We start from the raw sequence: 16,521 nt of genomic DNA on the forward strand, positions 1-16,521 counted from the left end.
TTCCGGATCGGGCAACATCACGCAAACGAAAACCATCGGCAATGTGCAGGGCGAACTCGCATCAACTGCCGCGCCATTATCCGCACTCTACCGATGCTGCGGCATGATCCGAACAATATCGAGGACGTCGACACCGATGGCGACGATCATGCCGCAGACTCCGCTCGATACGCGGCGATGAGCAGGCCTTTCCTTGCAAGAGTAGCGCCTGATGCCAATGCGAAAAATCCTTGGCTCGTAGCGAACGCATTTCGCCTGCACGAACTGCGCGATTAAGTCTGAGTTTGTGAGAGATGTCGTGTGTGGTCGGATCGTCTTGGGTCGCCCGTCGGGCCCTAACCGGATATAGCGTAAGCGATATCTGAAGGCGGCTTTGGGCCCCCATTCCCGTCACTATCAAGGATCCCGCGCCTTCGCGTAAGCAGACATTTCATTCGAGTACTAGGCTACACGCACATCCGCTTCCGAGTGCGTTTTTGCCGTGCTAATCGAAGCGTTTCATGACGTAATCGGTGATGGCGATCCCTTGGAGTTCTGCGGTGGCGTTGCCGCCCCTAACATAGAAGCGCTGGAGAGCACCGTCCTTGACAAACGCTGCCTTCGGTCCTCGTTCGCAGCGAACTACCAGAACCCGTTTATCATCCTGATCTTTGAAATGGGCGTGCACGTAGGGAAGGAATATCTGCCCAATACGATCGGCGATCAGGTTCACCAGATGCAGACCGTATTTGTCTTCATTCGGAAAATTGTCTGCATCTAACCCGAGCACTTCCCCATCATCGGCAACACCAATCAACAAGGTGCCACCATTGTTGTTTAGGAAGCCCGCGATGGTCTTCAGCACCGATAGCTGCATCTTGTCGTCGACTTGTCCGGTGTGAAGATTCGTACGTAGCGTCGATTTGAACTCGACCGACTCGGTTTCCCGGCCGAGAATGATTTGCTCTACCGTTGGGGCTAGTGGCGCCGCTTTACTCTTGGCGCCAGAAGTCAATTCTTCCCACGCTCTCTGGACGACACGTGCCATTCTGACGCGGCGTTCCCTGAGGAAGGTTTCGTAGTCGAGGTCCCACCAGAGATGCGGCAGCGCATGCCAGAAATACATAATCTCGCGCTCCTTGCCGCCTAGTTGGGCATCAAGCGGGGGTACATACTCGGCGGGGGACTTAGCCGCGATCTTTATATTCTCCGGCCATTCCACTGGGGCAAAGTTGGCGATCTGATTGACCTGTGCCGTTTCGGTCATGTCGAGGGTCTTAAGATAACCGCGCGGGAAGAGGTGATGTTGTTCCAGCGCCGACTTCGTACCGCTTACCGCTGGATCTACGAGGCTGGCAATCTTGATGGGACTATATAGCGCGAGCGCATCCAGCTTGATCAAGGCCGCCTGATATGCAAACAGGGACGGGCTTCGCGCTGCTGATGTCGCAAGTGCGTTCGGCAGGGAGATTTCCCAATAGTCTTTGGTTAGCACGGTGCCCGCCATTTCGCGGAGCCGGCCGAGATAGTCCTCGCCGGCCTTAATGCCGCGGATCTGCGCTAGGTCGGACTCAAACCGCGTCTCCGGAGATGTAGTATAGCGGCCGGTCAGCGCCGCCATAAAGAAGAACTCCGCCACCGCCTGGCGCATGGCACTCTTGTCGATGGCGAAATCGCAGATGCCAATGAGATAAAGCACATAACTATAAATGATCGCGGTCTGTGAGCTGATCATCTTCTCGCTGCGATAGCCCGCGAGCTTGAGACCACTGAGGAAATGATGCCAGTTGGCGAGGTTGAGCGCCTGATCCTGCGCCTTTGCTAGGAGAGCGAACTGCTCATCGCGCTTCGACGGATCGTCCTTTCCGCTCACAGCATCGCGGCCGCGCAGGACGGCGTATACATTTTCCAGCCGAGCACGCTTAAGACCTAGTCCGATGGTCGCCCGAAGCATCTGATCGGGGGCCGGCTTGATAAAGTGGTTGTAGGATGAAGCCTGACCATCGGACGGCCGCGTGGCTGCCCATGCGAACTTCTCCAGCTCCGTCCTTCCTTTGTCCCAGAACACAGACATCAGCGTCATGATGAAATCGGCCTGGTTCAGCTTCTTACCTTCACCATTGATGCGCACGAACACCTCGGCGATCGTTTCGGCATCGACGCTGGACGCCAGCGTGAGGGCGACGAACTGATAGCTGAGCAGGTTGTGCAACTTACTGATTGCTGATTGAGCATGCCTGATTTGTTCGAGCGTCAGGTCCCGGACGGTGGATAGTTGCTCGACATACTCGTTGGCGATGCTGAACAAATCAGTCTCGGACTTCCACAGTTCCGAGATGTCCGGGATGAAGCTCTTGTCCTTGACGATGGCCGCGTCGGTCACCTCAAATTTTTCAGAGAGCGGGCTGAAGGCGATGCGGATACGCTCCTTATTGAAGTTGGCACGCAGCACCTCCGTGCCCTTAACGACGGCATAAAGCGAGGTCAGCCGCTGTTGCCCATCAACGATGGCCGTTTCCGGTACGGCCTTCTCATAGCCGGCTCCGATCCCCCTCAATGTAGCGCCCTCGGCGCCGGTCTTCCAAAACAGGAGGAAACCGGCCGGATAACCTCGATAGAGCGAATCGAACAGGTTGCGGACGTTGACGTTCGGCCAGACGAATGGCCGTTGCAGCTCCGGAAGCCCGATCTTGCCTAGGTCGATATCCTCGATCAGCGCGTTGATCGGAAAGTTGGTTGTCGTAAAAAGCGGCATATTTTCCCCTGCCGGTTCTGCCCCGGTATTAGGCCTTGGTTCGTGCTATCACGCTTACCGGATCTCTGTTGGTCAAAACAAGCGTCGTAAGATGAGTGAATAGAAGCGCCGACTTTGTGCACTGAAATTAGCGGAACACAATGAGATCTGAGCGTATGCAGCCCCTCCACAGTGGGTGGCACATCAATGTTAATCTTAATTCCAAAGATTGTTATCGAGCGGCTATGCGCCCCCCTTTCGCTCATAGCTTGCGCCCTAACCTGCTTCCAAGAGCAGACATCACGGTCGATCGACTAGGTTGTATGTTTTCGCCCCCCAAGTTGCTGATCTGGCTCAACGAAGGCGCATTCCACTTTCCGATGCCGAGTTGTCATGGCGCAAGTGCTGACGCAGTGCACCCCATGCGGATCGAAATTTGTTTCAATCCTAGGGTGCGCCTGTCTATACTGCCCTGATTCTTGGGGGGCTATACTTTATGCAGATCACGAACTGCGGCCGGGGCGTACATGCAAGAGAAGTGAAAGGTCTAGAGAGGCTCAAGAAAGCCCTTCCGCCGAACTGGTATGCTTTTACAAATCTCGACCTGACACTCGGGCTCGGAAAATCCCGCGAAATCGACGTCATCATTGTAGCCGATCACCGGATCTTTTTCATAGACATCAAAGATTGGGACGGCCGGATCGAGAACAAAGACGGGCGCTGGTATCAGAACGGAAAGGACAACGGGGCATCTCCTGTCCAGAAGATCGGCGACATCTCACGCGAAGTCTTGAATCCCCTCGGCACCCTGCTTAAAAGTCGGCCGGAAACCAAAAGAGAGCCGACTCCCCAGATCGTCGGTCTTGTGTTGCTCACAGGATCAGCCACGAACGCTCATCTCGACGGGCTTGAAAAGGCAAAAGTTCTGTCGGTCGACGAGTTCATAAAGCTGGCGGCGAGCGCGCGAAAGCAGGACGAAGCTTTCGGAGAGCCATTCACCACCTTCATACGCAGACCCCTCACGGACAGTTTTTGGAAGGACAAACTCAGCCGCTTCTTCAATGTCGGGCCCAACTCGCCATTCAAGCCGGGCCGCCGCCGTTTTCAGCGTTACCTTGCTGAAGACAGTGCCAGCTATACCCATCCAAGCGATGTTTACCGTGAATATGAAGCGGCCGAGGAAGGAAACAAAAACAATCAGGGAATTCTGCGGCTGTGGGATTTCACCAAATGCAGCGACGGCCGTTTCCAGACGGAAGAAGGCCGGCTAGAGATAGCGGGCCGAGAACAGCAGGTCTATCATTGGCTGCGGGATCGCGACCAGGATCTTGAGAGGACTTTGCTGACACCGCGGCTCGACGATCCGGAGCGCGGCGTCAGTTACTGGGAAATTTATGACCGCCGCCGCCGCATGCGGCGCCTTAACGAGTTTTCGATCAGTGACGCTACGACGCTGCTGCCAGGCGAGAAAATCGAGTTGGCGCGCCAGGTCGTATCAGCCGTCGCCGCCATGCACCGGCAGAACGCTTCGCATCTGGATCTGGGCGGTCACAGCATCTGGCTTGAATTGCCAACATCGGTGAGACTGTCCCATCTGCTGGCGGCGCGATTCCCTGAAGGAAAATCGCTGGGGCGCTCGCGGTACCAGTTCCTCTCAAGCGTGACCGTTCCTGAAGATGTCCTCGGCGTCGATATGGGGCCGAAAAGACGTGACGTCTTTTTGCTGGGCGTTGCCCTTCACAAGCTCCTGTTCGGCGAGCTTCCTGCAGGGGAACCGGCCGAATGGAAGCCCGCCGTCGACCAGAATAGCGAATACACGCTGCTGCACGACTGGTTCTCGGAAGCCCTGGAAGTCAGCCCAGAGCAGCGCTTTGCCGACGCGGCGATCGCCCTCGAAGCTTTCAACAAAGCCACCGCGTCGCGCCCGACGCCCGGCGAGGTGATAGCCGGTCTCGACTCGTTTCGGACGTCAATCCGCTCTCAACGTCAGTTGTTCGTCGCGTTCCCCGCTGAAGGCGATCTGATCATTGAAAGCGATCGTCTCGATGCGTGGCGCAGCCGCGATAATGACCAGCCCGTCGTGGTGAAGCAGTGGAAACAGGCGTCGTGGGGCGACCTTCAAAAAGAAGGCGGCACAGTCCTGACCTTCCTGCGGAAGGCCGCGGATTTAAAGGCCGATCGGCTCCCCGGCATAGCGTATGTGCGAGAGGTATACTGGCTGGGAGACAGTCTGGTCATCGTTCAGGACTGGGTTGAAGGCACGTCCCTCGATGAGTTGTTACGGCATCCTACCGATGTGATCAGCGACGCCGACAGTGCGTTGACGATTTCCAATCGCCTGCTGTCGGTGGTCGAAATCCTTCACGATCATGGTTTCGGCCACGGGGATCTCAAGCCGTCCAATATAATCATCAAGCCAGACGGTGAGCCGGTCTTGATCGATGCACTCGACTTCTCTCCTCGTATCGATGGCGAGCTGACCACCTCAGAATATGCTCCGGAAGCCGGAACCCGCCTGGAACGCGACCGGTTCGCCCTCACCAAGATCGTCGAGGAAATATTTACAATCGTGGACCTCGAACCCGCCGTCGCCGCGGATATCGCATCGGCCATTCGCGACTGCCGGGAAAAACCGCCGGTGCTGGCCACGCTTCTTCCGTTGCAGGAGGCCCTGTCACGAACTGTGCAGCGTCTTGCCGCCGCAAATGAACCGGAGGCGACCCAAGGAGATCAACTAATTTCGATCTCCCTTGCAAACCAACAGACCGGGCCGATCGATCCGGATGAGGGCTATCTATTCCTGCGAATGCGTCATCATCCGCATTACGGTTATCTTTGCCTTGTCGTTCGCGGCGCTTTTGAAGAAATTGAAATACGTCTCGACAACCAAGGGCAGGCAACCGCGGCCCGGCGGCGAAAGCTGGAGCAATGGCTGCTATCGCGCGTAGCGAAGCAAGAATTTCACAAAATAAGCGCGGCGCTGACCGTGGCGCGATCAGACGTCACGGATCTTTCGGCTCTTGTCCCGCTGCTCGCCGACCCCGTCATAAAGGCGCGTATCGAACAGGACCTTTCTGGCCCTGTTTCACCAGCGATTTCCGAGGCGCAGGAAAGCGAGGACTTGATTCCACAAGAGGACGAGGCTGAAGATGCGCTCGCGGAAGAAATCGCAGCCGCCACCATACCCGCATCATCTGACGTCGACGTTCCGGCCCTGTGGCGCGCCCTCATCGATGTGGAGAATGAACTCACGACCGACGGCGTCGCGCAGCTCGACAGCGTCTACGATCGCAGCATCGGGCGTCACAAAGTCGTACTGGAACTCGAAAGCGGTGATTTTGGATTTTCGCGAAACGATACCGTTGGCGTGCAAAAGCAGGACAAGCGGGGAAACTGGCGGCGGATCGGCGATCTCGATCTGAACAGGTCTCGCCCTGATCTGGCGGTGATCGATGCCCAGGGCGGAAGCGCCTTCGGATCGTGTCTAGTCGAAGCCGGCCAGCGCCTGCGGTTCCTCAGTCACTTCGAGGGAACCAGCCTCAAGCGCCGTACCGACGCCGTGGATCGCATCCTGCTCGGGAACGGCCGAGCCGCCGGTTTGTTGTCCGTATTCGACCCGCGCTCGAACTCCGTTCCAGAAGTCAGCAGCCAGCGGGCGACTGACGAGATGCTGGCACTGTATGGCTTGAACGAGGATCAGAAGACTGCGTTTCGCCAGATCATATGTGCCCGCCCGGTCGGGCTCCTGCAAGGCCCTCCCGGCACCGGAAAAACCAAGTTTATCGCTGCCCTGGCTCATTTTGCGATTACGACCGGGCTCGTCCGCAACGTACTTCTGGCCAGCCAGTCGCACGAGGCAGTCAACACAGCGGCAGAAGCCGTGCTCGCCCTCTTCCGCAAGACCGGAGAACTGCCCAGCTTGCTGCGCGTGGGCATGGATGACGGGCAGGTTTCCGCCCCGCTGCGCCCCTATCATACCTCGCGGGTGGAGCAGTCGTACAAGGATCGCTTCAACGCCACCTTCGGCGAGCGGATGGCCATTGCCGGTAAGACCCTGGGGATTCCGCCCGAGGTCATCTCGTCCGTGGTCATGTTAGAAACAACCATACGACCCGTCATAGAGAGGATCGCCGAAGTCTGCCACGCGCCAGAGCCGCAAGCGCAGCGGCTCAACGGTTTGGCGGAAACCGTCCGGCAGCATCTGTCATCGCTCGATATCGAGGCTCAGTTGCCCGACAGCGCCTTCGAGGAAGACTGGATGGGTTTCCTGGACGACTTGGCAGGCGCGATCTCCCGCCGCGCGGCCCGGCAAAACGCGGTCGGCGCAGACAAGATCGACCGCCTGAGGTCGATCGCCGGACTGGGGCGGGATTTTGTGGGCAGTGTCTCTCGCGCAGAGCGCAGCTTCGACACGTTTCTTGCAGGAACACGGCAGATCGTTGTGGGCACATGCGTCGGGCTCGGAAGATCCTCACTCGGCCTCACGGCGACCGCTTTTGACCTCGTGATCATCGACGAAGCCGCCCGCTGCACATCGGGAGAGCTGTTGGTGCCGTTGCAGGCTGCGCGCTGGGCCGTACTCGTCGGCGACCAGGCGCAGCTCCAGCCACACCATGAGCCGGAGGTCGTCAATCTGGTATCCGAACGCACCGCCATCTCAAAGAAGGAGATAAAGCGCAGTGATTTCGAACGCGTGTTCTCGACGGGCTATGGCCGCACCGCAGGCGCGAGGCTCAAGACCCAGTACCGCATGCTGCCCCCGATCGGGCAACTCGTTTCAGAAGTTTTCTATCCCGATCTGAGCCTGCTCGCCGGCCGCTCCCAGCCCGAAATCGATCCCGATAGCTTGCCGCAGGAGCTGCGCCAGCCGCTGGCCTGGATCGAGACGGACAACCTGGGTTCCGCGGCGTATGAACGCAAGGAGGCGAGTAGCCTGATAAACCCCACAGAAGCCGAAGCGATCATCCGTCTGCTGGAACGTTGGCATTCTGAAGATAGCTTCCGGGAGTGGCTCCTCACCCAGCAAAAACACCCGGTGGGCATCGGCGTCATCTGCATGTATGCGGCGCAGCGTAATCTAATCGAGCGTAAACTGCGCCAGTCCTCCCTCGCTTCGCTGCTGGAGCGGCATGTGAAGATTGGGACGGTCGACAGCTATCAAGGCAAGGAAAATCCCATCGTCATACTTTCTCTAGTGCGCAACAACGCTCTGGGCCCGACGGAAGCCGGGGTCAAAATGATCAAAGAAGGCTTCCTCACTACCCCCAATCGGATCAACGTCGCCGCCAGCCGCGCGATGGATCGCCTCGTGATTGTCGGTGCGCGCCATCGCTGGCTAAGCGCCAATCCGATGGGACGCCTTTCGTCCGGCTTTACGCGCCGGATGGAAGAGGGCTCGGCGCTGGCTATCCCCATCGAGGAAGTGGCCGACGCTTCGGCAAATAACCAGGAACGCCGTACTCACGCTCCGGCAGCCACAAAAAAGGGAGGCGCACTTGGGAACGCTTAGCCGTCCACTGCACCGATTGAAAGGACACGAGCTCGTCCCGCCCGAAGAGGACCGCCGCGTCGGGCTTGAAGTGTTCGACGTGCTGCTGCCATGCCGCAGCTATGAAGTGAAATACAAGGTTGCTTCTCTGGGGCAGGTCAGTCCGACGCTTGAATTCTTATTGCGACTGGTCAAATCGACACCGGGAATCAGCGATGCCGACGCAGCCTCCTTTTTCGGCTATAGCCCGTCCGAAATGACCTACGTGCTGGAAGAGGCATGCGGGCCTGGCTATCTGGAGCGAAAAGGCGGTCAGCTCTGGCTAACGACATCCGGAGACAGTCTGTTCCGTGAAGGCGAAAAAGAGCCAACGATTTACACGGTGGAATCGCGGCGGCGCTCTTTTGGTTTTGATTTGATGGCTATTGCGCCCCAGGCTCGGCGCTGGCTGGAGCCCCTGGAGAGATTTTTGCCGGAACTGGTGTCAGAAGATCCGGCGAGAACTGGTCGGGTCGCCGAGCGACTGCCGAGTAGGTTCAGGCAGTTTTTCCGCGAGCTCGCGGATCAAGCGGACCGGGGAAAGCTCGAAAGACGTGACATTTATTCGATCGACCCTATTGTCGTACCGGGTGAACGCTACCAGATTCCCGTACGCGTTCTGACCTATGCGCAGGCATCGAATCCCAGCGCGGCGGAAATCGATCTCTCGATCTGGCGGCCGGATCATGAAATCGCCGATCGGCCGGAGATCGAGCGCGCCGTCGCCCTTTTTGTGAAAGACATGCAGACTTCGGTAAACCAGTTGGATGCCGCGTCCGCATACCAGGCTCTCATTGATCTGGCGCCCGAATTCCTAAAGGACTTCACAACGCGCAGCGGCCTTTCCGAGGGGCGGTATTGGCGAGAATCCGTTAGCCGCGCAGGTGAGCCGCGGAGCGATCGCAAGACCATCCCGATCGTCGGCTCTCTACTATTGCCCGAGAATATTGAACGGCTCCAGTCCGTACTCGACTACGGACTGCGCGCGGCATCCGAAGCGCCGGTGAATATATTTGCCGTCGCGCCGCAAACGCGGCGATGGGGTGCGACCACGCAGCAACGCGACCTGCTGACATTGATACAGGAAAAGGTTGGCCTGACATTCCCCAGCGCCGATCGTGCGGAGATGAAGGCGACCTGCCTTTACGCCGGTAAGCCACCCGCCTACACGCAGAAGGCATTCGACGAGGTTCTGTCCAGCCATGTCGAGCATTTCCCCAAGGCCCTAGAAATTCTACTGGTACCGGGAGTGATGTTGGCGGCGGTGGTTCATGCGCCGCTGGGATCGTCAAACGGCAATCCCGTACCGCTGGGGCTGGCTTCATTCGATCTAGCTATGGTGGAGCGGGGAAGCCAGTACGTAATGGATCGCCTCGAGGCGTATACCACAAAAGACGGCGGCTCCTAGCGTGACATTGGGAGACGCTAGGCTATGTCAGGAGGCAGGCAGTCCCTGCGCGCTGACTCGGTGAAGCCACTGAATGTCGACCGCGGGGTCGGAATTCATCGTTGAGATCAATCCTTCTTCAACGGCTGCTATTCGATCCTCGGCACTCGAAAGCGGACCGTCCCATAAGGAACACGGGCTGCGCTGACTAATCCACACCAGCGCGAATTCTGTTCATCGAAGGCCGTTGGATCGACTGAAGACGGCGGGTGCGATGAAAATCTTTCAGGAAAAGCGCTCTGGCGTGGACCGTGAGCGCGAAGAGCTGAAAAGCTGCCTGGATTATGCACGCGAGGGCGACACGCTGCTGGTGACGAAACTGGACCGCCTGGCACGCTCTACCGCAGACCTCTACGCCATCGTGACCATGCTTGAGAATAAGGGCGTGGCGTTCAAGGTGCTGGATGATGCGGCCGTCGATACGACGAGCCGGACCGGAAAGCTGGTGATGGGTATTCTCGCTCTCATTGCCGAGTTCGAAACGGCGATCCGGCGAGAACGCCAAATGGAAGGGATCGTGCGGGCGAAGGCCGAAGGCCGGACGGGCGGGCGACCGAAACTGGTGACGGATGAAATCGCCGTTGACATACGGGCGCGGCGGGCGGCGGGCGAAAGCTTCCGCTCGATCGCGAAGAGTGTGGCTTTCAGCGTGGCAACGGTCCAGAACGCCTTGAAGCGCGCGCCGGCAGTAGATACGGCCGAGGGTAGGGTTGTGGGTACGGATTGAGGGTTTATACGGCGTCTTGCTGAATTCGACTCACGGGCTTCCCAAAACGCGATGAATCTGAATCTCTGGTGCAAAGCGGAGATTTGCAATGGGCAATTTCGTTGCGAGAGGATTTCGACGCGCAGAGCTTTCGCGGCGTCTGGCACGCCAGACCAGGGATGCCGCGCAGGCACGCTGTCTCCTGGCGCTTGCCTCGATCTATGACCGAGGCTCGCGCTCGGATGCGGCGCGGTTGGGCAATGTCACGCTTCAAATCGTGCGGGACTGGGTCATGCGATTCAAAGCGCATGGCCCTGACGGGCTGATCAACGGCAAGGCTCCTGGGCCCAAGTCACGGTTGAACGATACTCAGCGGGCGGCGCTGGCGCAGGCTAACGGAGGGTCTATGTGTTGCCGTATCGATCCTTCCTATTTGTGAGTAACCACAATATCTACGCTCTCAACTGAACGCCCTAGGCCACGAGTGCCGCAAAACTGTCCATTGTAAAACGTCTGAGAGTCCCCTTGTTTTGCGATATGACACTGATAGCTTACATCGAATTCGTCAGCCGGAGCGCCCGTCAGTCTGATGGCAAATCCTTCCATTCGTCTAGACTGCCCGCGCGTTCCACAGAATTGCCCCTCAGAATACCATGGTGTGTCCCCTATGTTCTGCAGGTGGCACATGTACTGCAGCGAGAGGTTTGGAACATCGGTCAGACCGGTTATCTGTATTCCCTCTAGGCGAAGGCCACGCCCTTTGGTTCCGACCCAACTCCCCTCTGTTCCAGTCATATCCCCTATATTTTGCGCATGTACAAGGACGGTAAATCTTGGCTTGAAGCCCGAGTGACTCCAAGCGGGCGCATCGATGACCACAGGAGGGAGGGGTACGTCGATATAAACCGGTTGATAATCCTTGGCTGCCACTGTTAGCGAAAATGCTTTCCCTGCGGTTCTGTCGACTTCGACGGGAAGCGTTGCATTTGCTGCTATGTGCGTTGGAAAATGAGCTGAAGCAGCAATGACTCCGGAAACGGGAACAAACGTCAGCCGAGTCCCTGCCCCGTTAGGAGGGGGAGACCAATGAAGGCTGATCGAAACATGTGTATCCGTGACACGCTCAACGTATGCTCTTAGTCCAATACTTCCTTGCTGTGCGATCTTTTGGCACTTAATGTAGGCCGCTCTTGCATTGTCATCGACCGTAGAAGCTACGTATTTCTCAGAATTATCCCGCGAATAATTGAAAGAATATTTCTCAAACTCGTGCTGGCGGTGTTGAGAGAAGTCGGAATAGTTGGCATAGCCGCTCATTGGAAGGCCGTCGACGATAATGCTTCCACCTGAGTCAAAGGCTTGTTTTGATTCGGCGAAGTTATCTTTAGTTATTAATTGGAGGTATGATAATTTTAGGCTCTCGCTTGATTGAAAAGATACATTATTTGGTTTTAATAATAGTGAGCAATCTATTTGTTGGGCGTAGACAATATCTGAGAAAAACAGCATGAAAAGCATAGCCAAATATGTTTTCATTGAGGAGCCCTCCTTGCTCAAGGAGCAATCTTAAATCTATCGATTGCATGTAATCAATAAACATTAAGACGTATTCAGGTTGTATCTTTGTATATTATCGACGAATAGATGTTCACGGAATTCAACCGAAAAGGCACATTTTATATTTGGCTTGCCTGAACCAACGGGAAGGTGTGCGGCAGTATAAACCAGAGCCCGCCGTGCAAAGCCACTTCTCTATTTTATGGCGGCCGAGATAGAGCCTATGCAAGAACCAGTCTAGCGGTAGCGAATTGGAGTTACTCACGGAACGGCTTGCCGGCCGTCTCGCTACCTACAGCTTTGCATACAATACAAATTGGGGTCACACATCTCAGAGGTGATCACGTGGGAGCGGCTGCGAGGTTTTCCCCCCAAGGAAAACAGCGAACGCATCACAAGGCGCTATGGCGCTGCCGATCGCTGTATCTATTGCGGCACAACCTCGGAGACCGACCAGCAAGTGCAGGCCGTTCGCGATCTGCCAATGAGCTCTGCTGAGTTGGAGCGCCTGCTGCGGCGACAGCAGTGTGGAAGCCCACGAACAGGCGCGTCAGCGACTTGGTCGGAGCGCGCCACCGCGTAACGACCCGCTATGACAAGACGGACAGTTTCGCGGCGGCCCTCCACCTCGTCGCAGCCTTCCTTGCGCTGCGATGAATGTCTACAGTCCCTAGGCTCCCAAGATCGCCTTCACCGCGTCCAGGCTTCCCAGCACCCTTTGCTTGATATTGATTACATCGCCATAGTGGAACGGATCCCTCCCGCTGGGCCCCCCAGAACAACCGTTGTGTACCATTCCGATCATTTGTTCCAAAGTATTTTCAACGGCGTCGATCTGTGGAGCCGCATTGCTTACCTCGCCTCTTGCCAACTGCAATCTTAAGTCAACGAGAATCCTCCCAACCTCGTTACTGGAGTTGACAAACCCTTCGTAGCCGGACGGGTTCAAGCCGTGTTCCCCGCCTGGGCAACTCAGGGTCATTAGCCGCACCATCCCTTGGGCTTGAAAGATTGCATCGGCCATCAGTTTGTCTAAGGCTGCGTTTATGTCGGCCATCGGAGACTCCCTTTCCTTTTCTTCGATTTCGTCGCTGCAATGTCCTCAGATTACTTATATCATTGAGTTCGGCATTATAGGTTCCGACTCATGGTAGAGGCGCACTCGCGGATTCACAACCAAGGGAGGAGACTGCGCCGAATCGCCTAAGTTGTAAAGCTATTCAAAAGGGGTATAGCTACGGTCCATTTGGAAGACTCGCGCTCCGGACGTAATTGAGTCCATCGGCCAGCGCTGGGGCCAATCCCGAGCTGCCACCAAGCTGATCCGTAAACTTACAAGGAAAAGATTAGGCAATGGTTTGATCAGGCACCAATGCAGGACGTGGAAAGCCTTGTTGCAGCGATACGGAGGCAGGCGGCGCCAATATTCCTTCGCGACGACAAGGGACATATGAAAGGCATCCTGACCGATCTTCGGGAGCTTCCGGAAAAAGACGGCATTCAGTCTGGCCAAACCATCCTTGCGGCTGTGACCTGGCTTGCTGACCTGTACGCTGGTGCGTCCAACGGTTCAAACGAGCTACAGTGATCGCCGCGAGTATGAGTCGAACATCTGCTTGGCTACCTCTCGGTGGTACTCGTGCGAAGGGTGAAAGTGGATTTCGGTTTGGAAGAGTGGCCATTGGCCCGCTCGGCGAATGAGGAACACAAGCTCCGCCTCGACGGTTTCCATGTCTAGATGGTTCCGGTTCTCAGCGTCTGCATGAGCCCAGACACAAAGCGTAAGGCCACGCCCATCATCTTTGAACTGGTAGCCGTAGTATCCGCTTCCTTCGAGCGGCTTCATTCCTATCCGGGTGCGAAGTCGCTGTTTGGTCGCGCCCACGTAAACCGGCCAACCGCCCAAGCTCACGACATACACCTTTGGCATCGTAGACGTGGCGAGCTTACCCAGCCGCTCGGTCCCATCGAGGTTGGCCACCTTGAAGCCGGTTTTGGCTTCGACAATCTTGTAAGTCTCCGGCCCGACAACCTTCATTGTCGCTTACCATGCTGACTTACAGTCGGCAGTAATGTAGACGCCATCAAGGTTTGGTTCACTTGCGACCACGGTGCAATTCTCCCCGGTGGGGATAGGTTGAGACGCAGGTTCTCCCACCGTAATTATGCGCGGCTGCCCGCCCAGCTTTATCAAGAATCGACCTTTACCCACTGGCTCATGATCAAGGTAGACGCCTAAGCCCGTGCCGGGGAAAACATAGCCATCGCCATAGACGAACCACTTCCGGGCGGCCTCGCGGTGGTACGTATCAATAATCGACTGCATTTTCTGATCGGCTTGATTTAGGCCCGCAATCTTATTGTTGAGGCTCCCAATGGTCGCCGATTGATTGTCGCTAGAGACCTTCGCGGCATCGAGCGTCTTTTGAAGACCGTCGGCACGGTCCTTCTCCTTGGTGATGTCAGCCCTCGGAACCGTTTCACCGACATACCACTTGAAAATGTCTGGCCCGACACCGGACGCTGCGCCACCCGCAGCTCCGACGACGGCTGATACGACTGAGCATATAGCGGTGAAAATGGGGAAGTTATTATCAGACATGAAGAAAAATCCTATTCAAGTCTGGACTGGATATCAGTTGGAAGTTGCCAATCGGTTGAGATGCATCATCACCGGACGTGCCCGAATATAATCGCTGAGGATGTGCGGCATGTTTTTAGGGTGAGGGCTACCGACGCCCAGGGAGCAGAGAAACGCCAGCAGGGCGGGCAGCGCGTATATACAAAGGAGAAAAATTCATCCTTCATGAGTTGGCTGAAGGAAAAACCCTCCCGCTCCTCCGGCGCATTTGCCCGCAAAGGCGGTCGAGGTGGACAGCGAGAGTGAAACGGCTTTGCGCGACTACATCACCCAGTGTGAAGGCACCACGGGCCAGCGGGGCTGGGGCTACTCCACCTCGCTCGACTATGGCAAGTGGCTCCCAGGCGGCAAGGAGCAAGATCTGACGGTTCTCACGCTCGACCAGATCGAAGCACTGCAGCTCGAGATGCTCTCGCATCCCGAGAATGCCACGCATCCGGGCGGCGGATCAAGTGCGATCGGTCGCAATCAGATCGTGCGACGCACACTTAAGGGGCTCCGGGCGCAGCTGCGCCTGAGCGGCGCAGCTCTTCGACGCAGCGATGCAGAACCGGCTCGCCCTGACGGTCGCCCGCCGGCGCGGAGCGACACGAGGCCTCGGCAAGGAGTGGGCCAGCCTGACGGGCGAGAAGCTCGACAAGGCGGTCGCGCTTGCCCGGGCGGCGTTCGAGCCTGGGAGCTAAGCCAAGGCTTCCGCAACGACGCGGCGTGAGAACAACGATAGCTCCGCCGCGCTGGCAGCCGAACGGCACGCATTCTGCACACCAGAACCTAGATCTGGCGTGTCTGCCGATTTCACCAAACTCTTGCGCATTGCCGCCAATAGTTTGCTTTTGGGTGCCAACCCAACCCGCGGCTCTTGCAGGAGTAGGGGCTCCAGCCATACCTCGGCGTCGCGGCCACATGGTGCGGCAAAGGGTCGTTCACCGTCGCGGGGAGCGGTCACGGTCTCAGCGCCGGCACCTGCGCCGCTCCGCTTCTCCGCATCGTAAGAAAGGAACATTACAGATCATGGGGATGAAACTATCGAAGAGCGAGACCATCATCGGTCTGCCTGCCGTCACCGCTCGCGACATCGTCGCCAAACACCTCAGCGGGGGCGACTGGTTCTATCTCAAGGCTGTCGAGTACGCGCTACAGGCGGAAGTCTGCTTTGAGAAAAAGCGGGGCTACAAGTACATCGACTATGAAGCCGCCGCGGAACGCGCGCCGGCGCTCCTCGCCAAGATGATGGAGGAGGGTTATGTCGAGAAGGGCGAGACCGACACCCACGAGGAATACGGAAAGCGCCAGAGTTACCGTCCCACCGACAAAGGCCTCGACCTGTCGCGCGTTAAATTCGTCAAGCGCATGAGCCGTGCCAAGGCCATAGAGCAGCTGCAGGCGTTCCTCGACCCGGTCGAGGCTATCAATGTTGGCGAATATGTCTATGTCGTCACAGACGTGTGGCTGTATGGTAGCCTTATAACGGACGCCGCCGACATCGGTGACGTCGATCTGGTCTACAAGACCGACTGGCGCGAGGGCCACTGCGGCTATGCCGATCACGTGCAGCACAACAAAGCACGGGCGGACACCTCTGGCCAAAACCTCGATTTCTATGGAGTGATGCGCTTCGGTAGCGTAGAGATAGAGCGCATCCTCAAGGATCGTCGCCCGCATATCTCGCTCAATGGCTTTGTCCATCACGCGCTGCACCAGATGAAGGGCGGCTATCGCCAGATCGTCAAGGATGGCGTCGTCTTGAAGGATGACATCCCGCAAGGAGACACCAAATGAAAAGCCTCGGTTAGCCGCTGAAGCGCCCCACCGATAGAACGCAGTGTCCAGAATATGATCGTTGACAAATCGACGACGACGTCGGCCGCTCCGCTAGTAGCGAACAAATGGATCAAGCCGCATCGCACCCGACCCGGTTTTGATCACCGGG

Annotated in this window: 12 protein-coding genes; 7 read left to right on the plus strand and 5 right to left on the minus strand. The window is 57.2% G+C overall.

The genetic code is table 11. From position 1 onward, the window contains the following. Positions 1-484: 484 nt before the first annotated feature. Positions 485-2,734, minus strand: a complete 2,250-nt coding sequence (locus FHT86_RS16945) for a DUF262 domain-containing protein (RefSeq protein ID WP_133707994.1) — start codon at positions 2,732-2,734, stop codon at positions 485-487. A 475-nt stretch (positions 2,735-3,209) separates the two neighbouring features. Here FHT86_RS16945 and FHT86_RS16950 point away from each other — a divergent pair, with 475 nt between their 5' ends. From FHT86_RS16950 to FHT86_RS16965, 4 genes are all read left to right on the plus strand, one after another. Next, complete coding sequence (locus FHT86_RS16950; protein WP_133707995.1) at positions 3,210-8,222, plus strand: AAA domain-containing protein; 5,013 nt, start codon at positions 3,210-3,212, stop codon at positions 8,220-8,222. Beyond that, complete coding sequence (locus FHT86_RS16955) at positions 8,209-9,648, plus strand: hypothetical protein (RefSeq protein ID WP_133707996.1); 1,440 nt, start codon at positions 8,209-8,211, stop codon at positions 9,646-9,648. Before FHT86_RS16950 ends, FHT86_RS16955 begins: the two co-directional genes overlap by 14 nt. A gap of 226 nt (positions 9,649-9,874) precedes the next feature. Then, positions 9,875-10,414, plus strand: coding sequence for a recombinase family protein (locus tag FHT86_RS16960; protein WP_281413688.1), 540 nt, complete (start codon positions 9,875-9,877; stop codon positions 10,412-10,414). Between the two features lie 88 nt (positions 10,415-10,502). Further along, complete coding sequence (locus FHT86_RS16965) at positions 10,503-10,832, plus strand: helix-turn-helix domain-containing protein (RefSeq protein ID WP_133707998.1); 330 nt, start codon at positions 10,503-10,505, stop codon at positions 10,830-10,832. Here FHT86_RS16965 and FHT86_RS16970 read toward each other — a convergent pair. Both FHT86_RS16970 and FHT86_RS16975 read right to left on the minus strand, forming a co-directional pair. Further along, complete coding sequence (locus FHT86_RS16970; protein ID WP_133707999.1) at positions 10,823-11,929, minus strand: hypothetical protein; 1,107 nt, start codon at positions 11,927-11,929, stop codon at positions 10,823-10,825. The two genes, FHT86_RS16965 and FHT86_RS16970, sit on opposite strands and share 10 nt — an antisense overlap. Before the next feature lie 691 nt (positions 11,930-12,620). Beyond that, complete coding sequence (locus tag FHT86_RS16975) at positions 12,621-13,007, minus strand: hypothetical protein (RefSeq protein ID WP_133708000.1); 387 nt, start codon at positions 13,005-13,007, stop codon at positions 12,621-12,623. Between the two features lie 315 nt (positions 13,008-13,322). Here FHT86_RS16975 and FHT86_RS16980 point away from each other — a divergent pair, with 315 nt between their 5' ends. Further along, positions 13,323-13,538 (plus strand): hypothetical protein, encoded by a 216-nt coding sequence (locus FHT86_RS16980; protein ID WP_133708001.1) that lies wholly within the window; start codon positions 13,323-13,325, stop codon positions 13,536-13,538. Here FHT86_RS16980 and FHT86_RS16985 read toward each other — a convergent pair. Continuing rightward, positions 13,530-13,988: a hypothetical protein gene (locus FHT86_RS16985; protein ID WP_133708002.1), complete on the minus strand. Its 459-nt coding sequence runs from the start codon at positions 13,986-13,988 to the stop codon at positions 13,530-13,532. The genes FHT86_RS16980 and FHT86_RS16985 overlap by 9 nt on opposite strands. Positions 13,989-13,994: 6 nt before the next feature. Beyond that, a complete protein-coding gene (locus FHT86_RS16990) occupies positions 13,995-14,552 on the minus strand; it encodes a hypothetical protein (protein WP_133708003.1) in 558 nt (185 codons plus the stop codon). 268 nt (positions 14,553-14,820) lie between these two features. Here FHT86_RS16990 and FHT86_RS16995 point away from each other — a divergent pair, with 268 nt between their 5' ends. Then, on the plus strand, positions 14,821-15,303 hold the full coding sequence (locus tag FHT86_RS16995; RefSeq protein WP_133708004.1) for a hypothetical protein: 483 nt from the start codon (positions 14,821-14,823) through the stop codon (positions 15,301-15,303). A gap of 299 nt (positions 15,304-15,602) precedes the next feature. Further along, complete coding sequence (locus FHT86_RS17000) at positions 15,603-16,370, plus strand: hypothetical protein (RefSeq protein ID WP_133708005.1); 768 nt, start codon at positions 15,603-15,605, stop codon at positions 16,368-16,370. Positions 16,371-16,521: the final 151 nt, after the last annotated feature.

It is taken from the genome of Rhizobium sp. BK313 (assembly GCF_014193655.1).
Taxonomy (GTDB): Bacteria; Pseudomonadota; Alphaproteobacteria; order Rhizobiales; family Rhizobiaceae; genus Rhizobium.

Excerpts from the sequence above, each read along its gene's own strand:
- FHT86_RS17000 (WP_133708005.1), top strand. The coding sequence starts at position 15,603 with ATGGGGATGAAACTATCGAAGAGCGAGACCATCATCGGTCTGCCTGCC.
- FHT86_RS16970 (WP_133707999.1), bottom strand. The coding sequence starts at position 11,929 with ATGAAAACATATTTGGCTATGCTTTTCATGCTGTTTTTCTCAGATATT.
- FHT86_RS16965 (WP_133707998.1), top strand. The coding sequence starts at position 10,503 with ATGGGCAATTTCGTTGCGAGAGGATTTCGACGCGCAGAGCTTTCGCGG.
- FHT86_RS16990 (WP_133708003.1), bottom strand. The coding sequence starts at position 14,552 with ATGTCTGATAATAACTTCCCCATTTTCACCGCTATATGCTCAGTCGTA.
- FHT86_RS16975 (WP_133708000.1), bottom strand. The coding sequence starts at position 13,007 with ATGGCCGACATAAACGCAGCCTTAGACAAACTGATGGCCGATGCAATC.
- FHT86_RS16945 (WP_133707994.1), bottom strand. The coding sequence starts at position 2,734 with ATGCCGCTTTTTACGACAACCAACTTTCCGATCAACGCGCTGATCGAG.
- FHT86_RS16980 (WP_133708001.1), top strand. The coding sequence starts at position 13,323 with ATGCAGGACGTGGAAAGCCTTGTTGCAGCGATACGGAGGCAGGCGGCG.
- FHT86_RS16985 (WP_133708002.1), bottom strand. The coding sequence starts at position 13,988 with ATGAAGGTTGTCGGGCCGGAGACTTACAAGATTGTCGAAGCCAAAACC.
- FHT86_RS16950 (WP_133707995.1), top strand. The coding sequence starts at position 3,210 with ATGCAGATCACGAACTGCGGCCGGGGCGTACATGCAAGAGAAGTGAAA.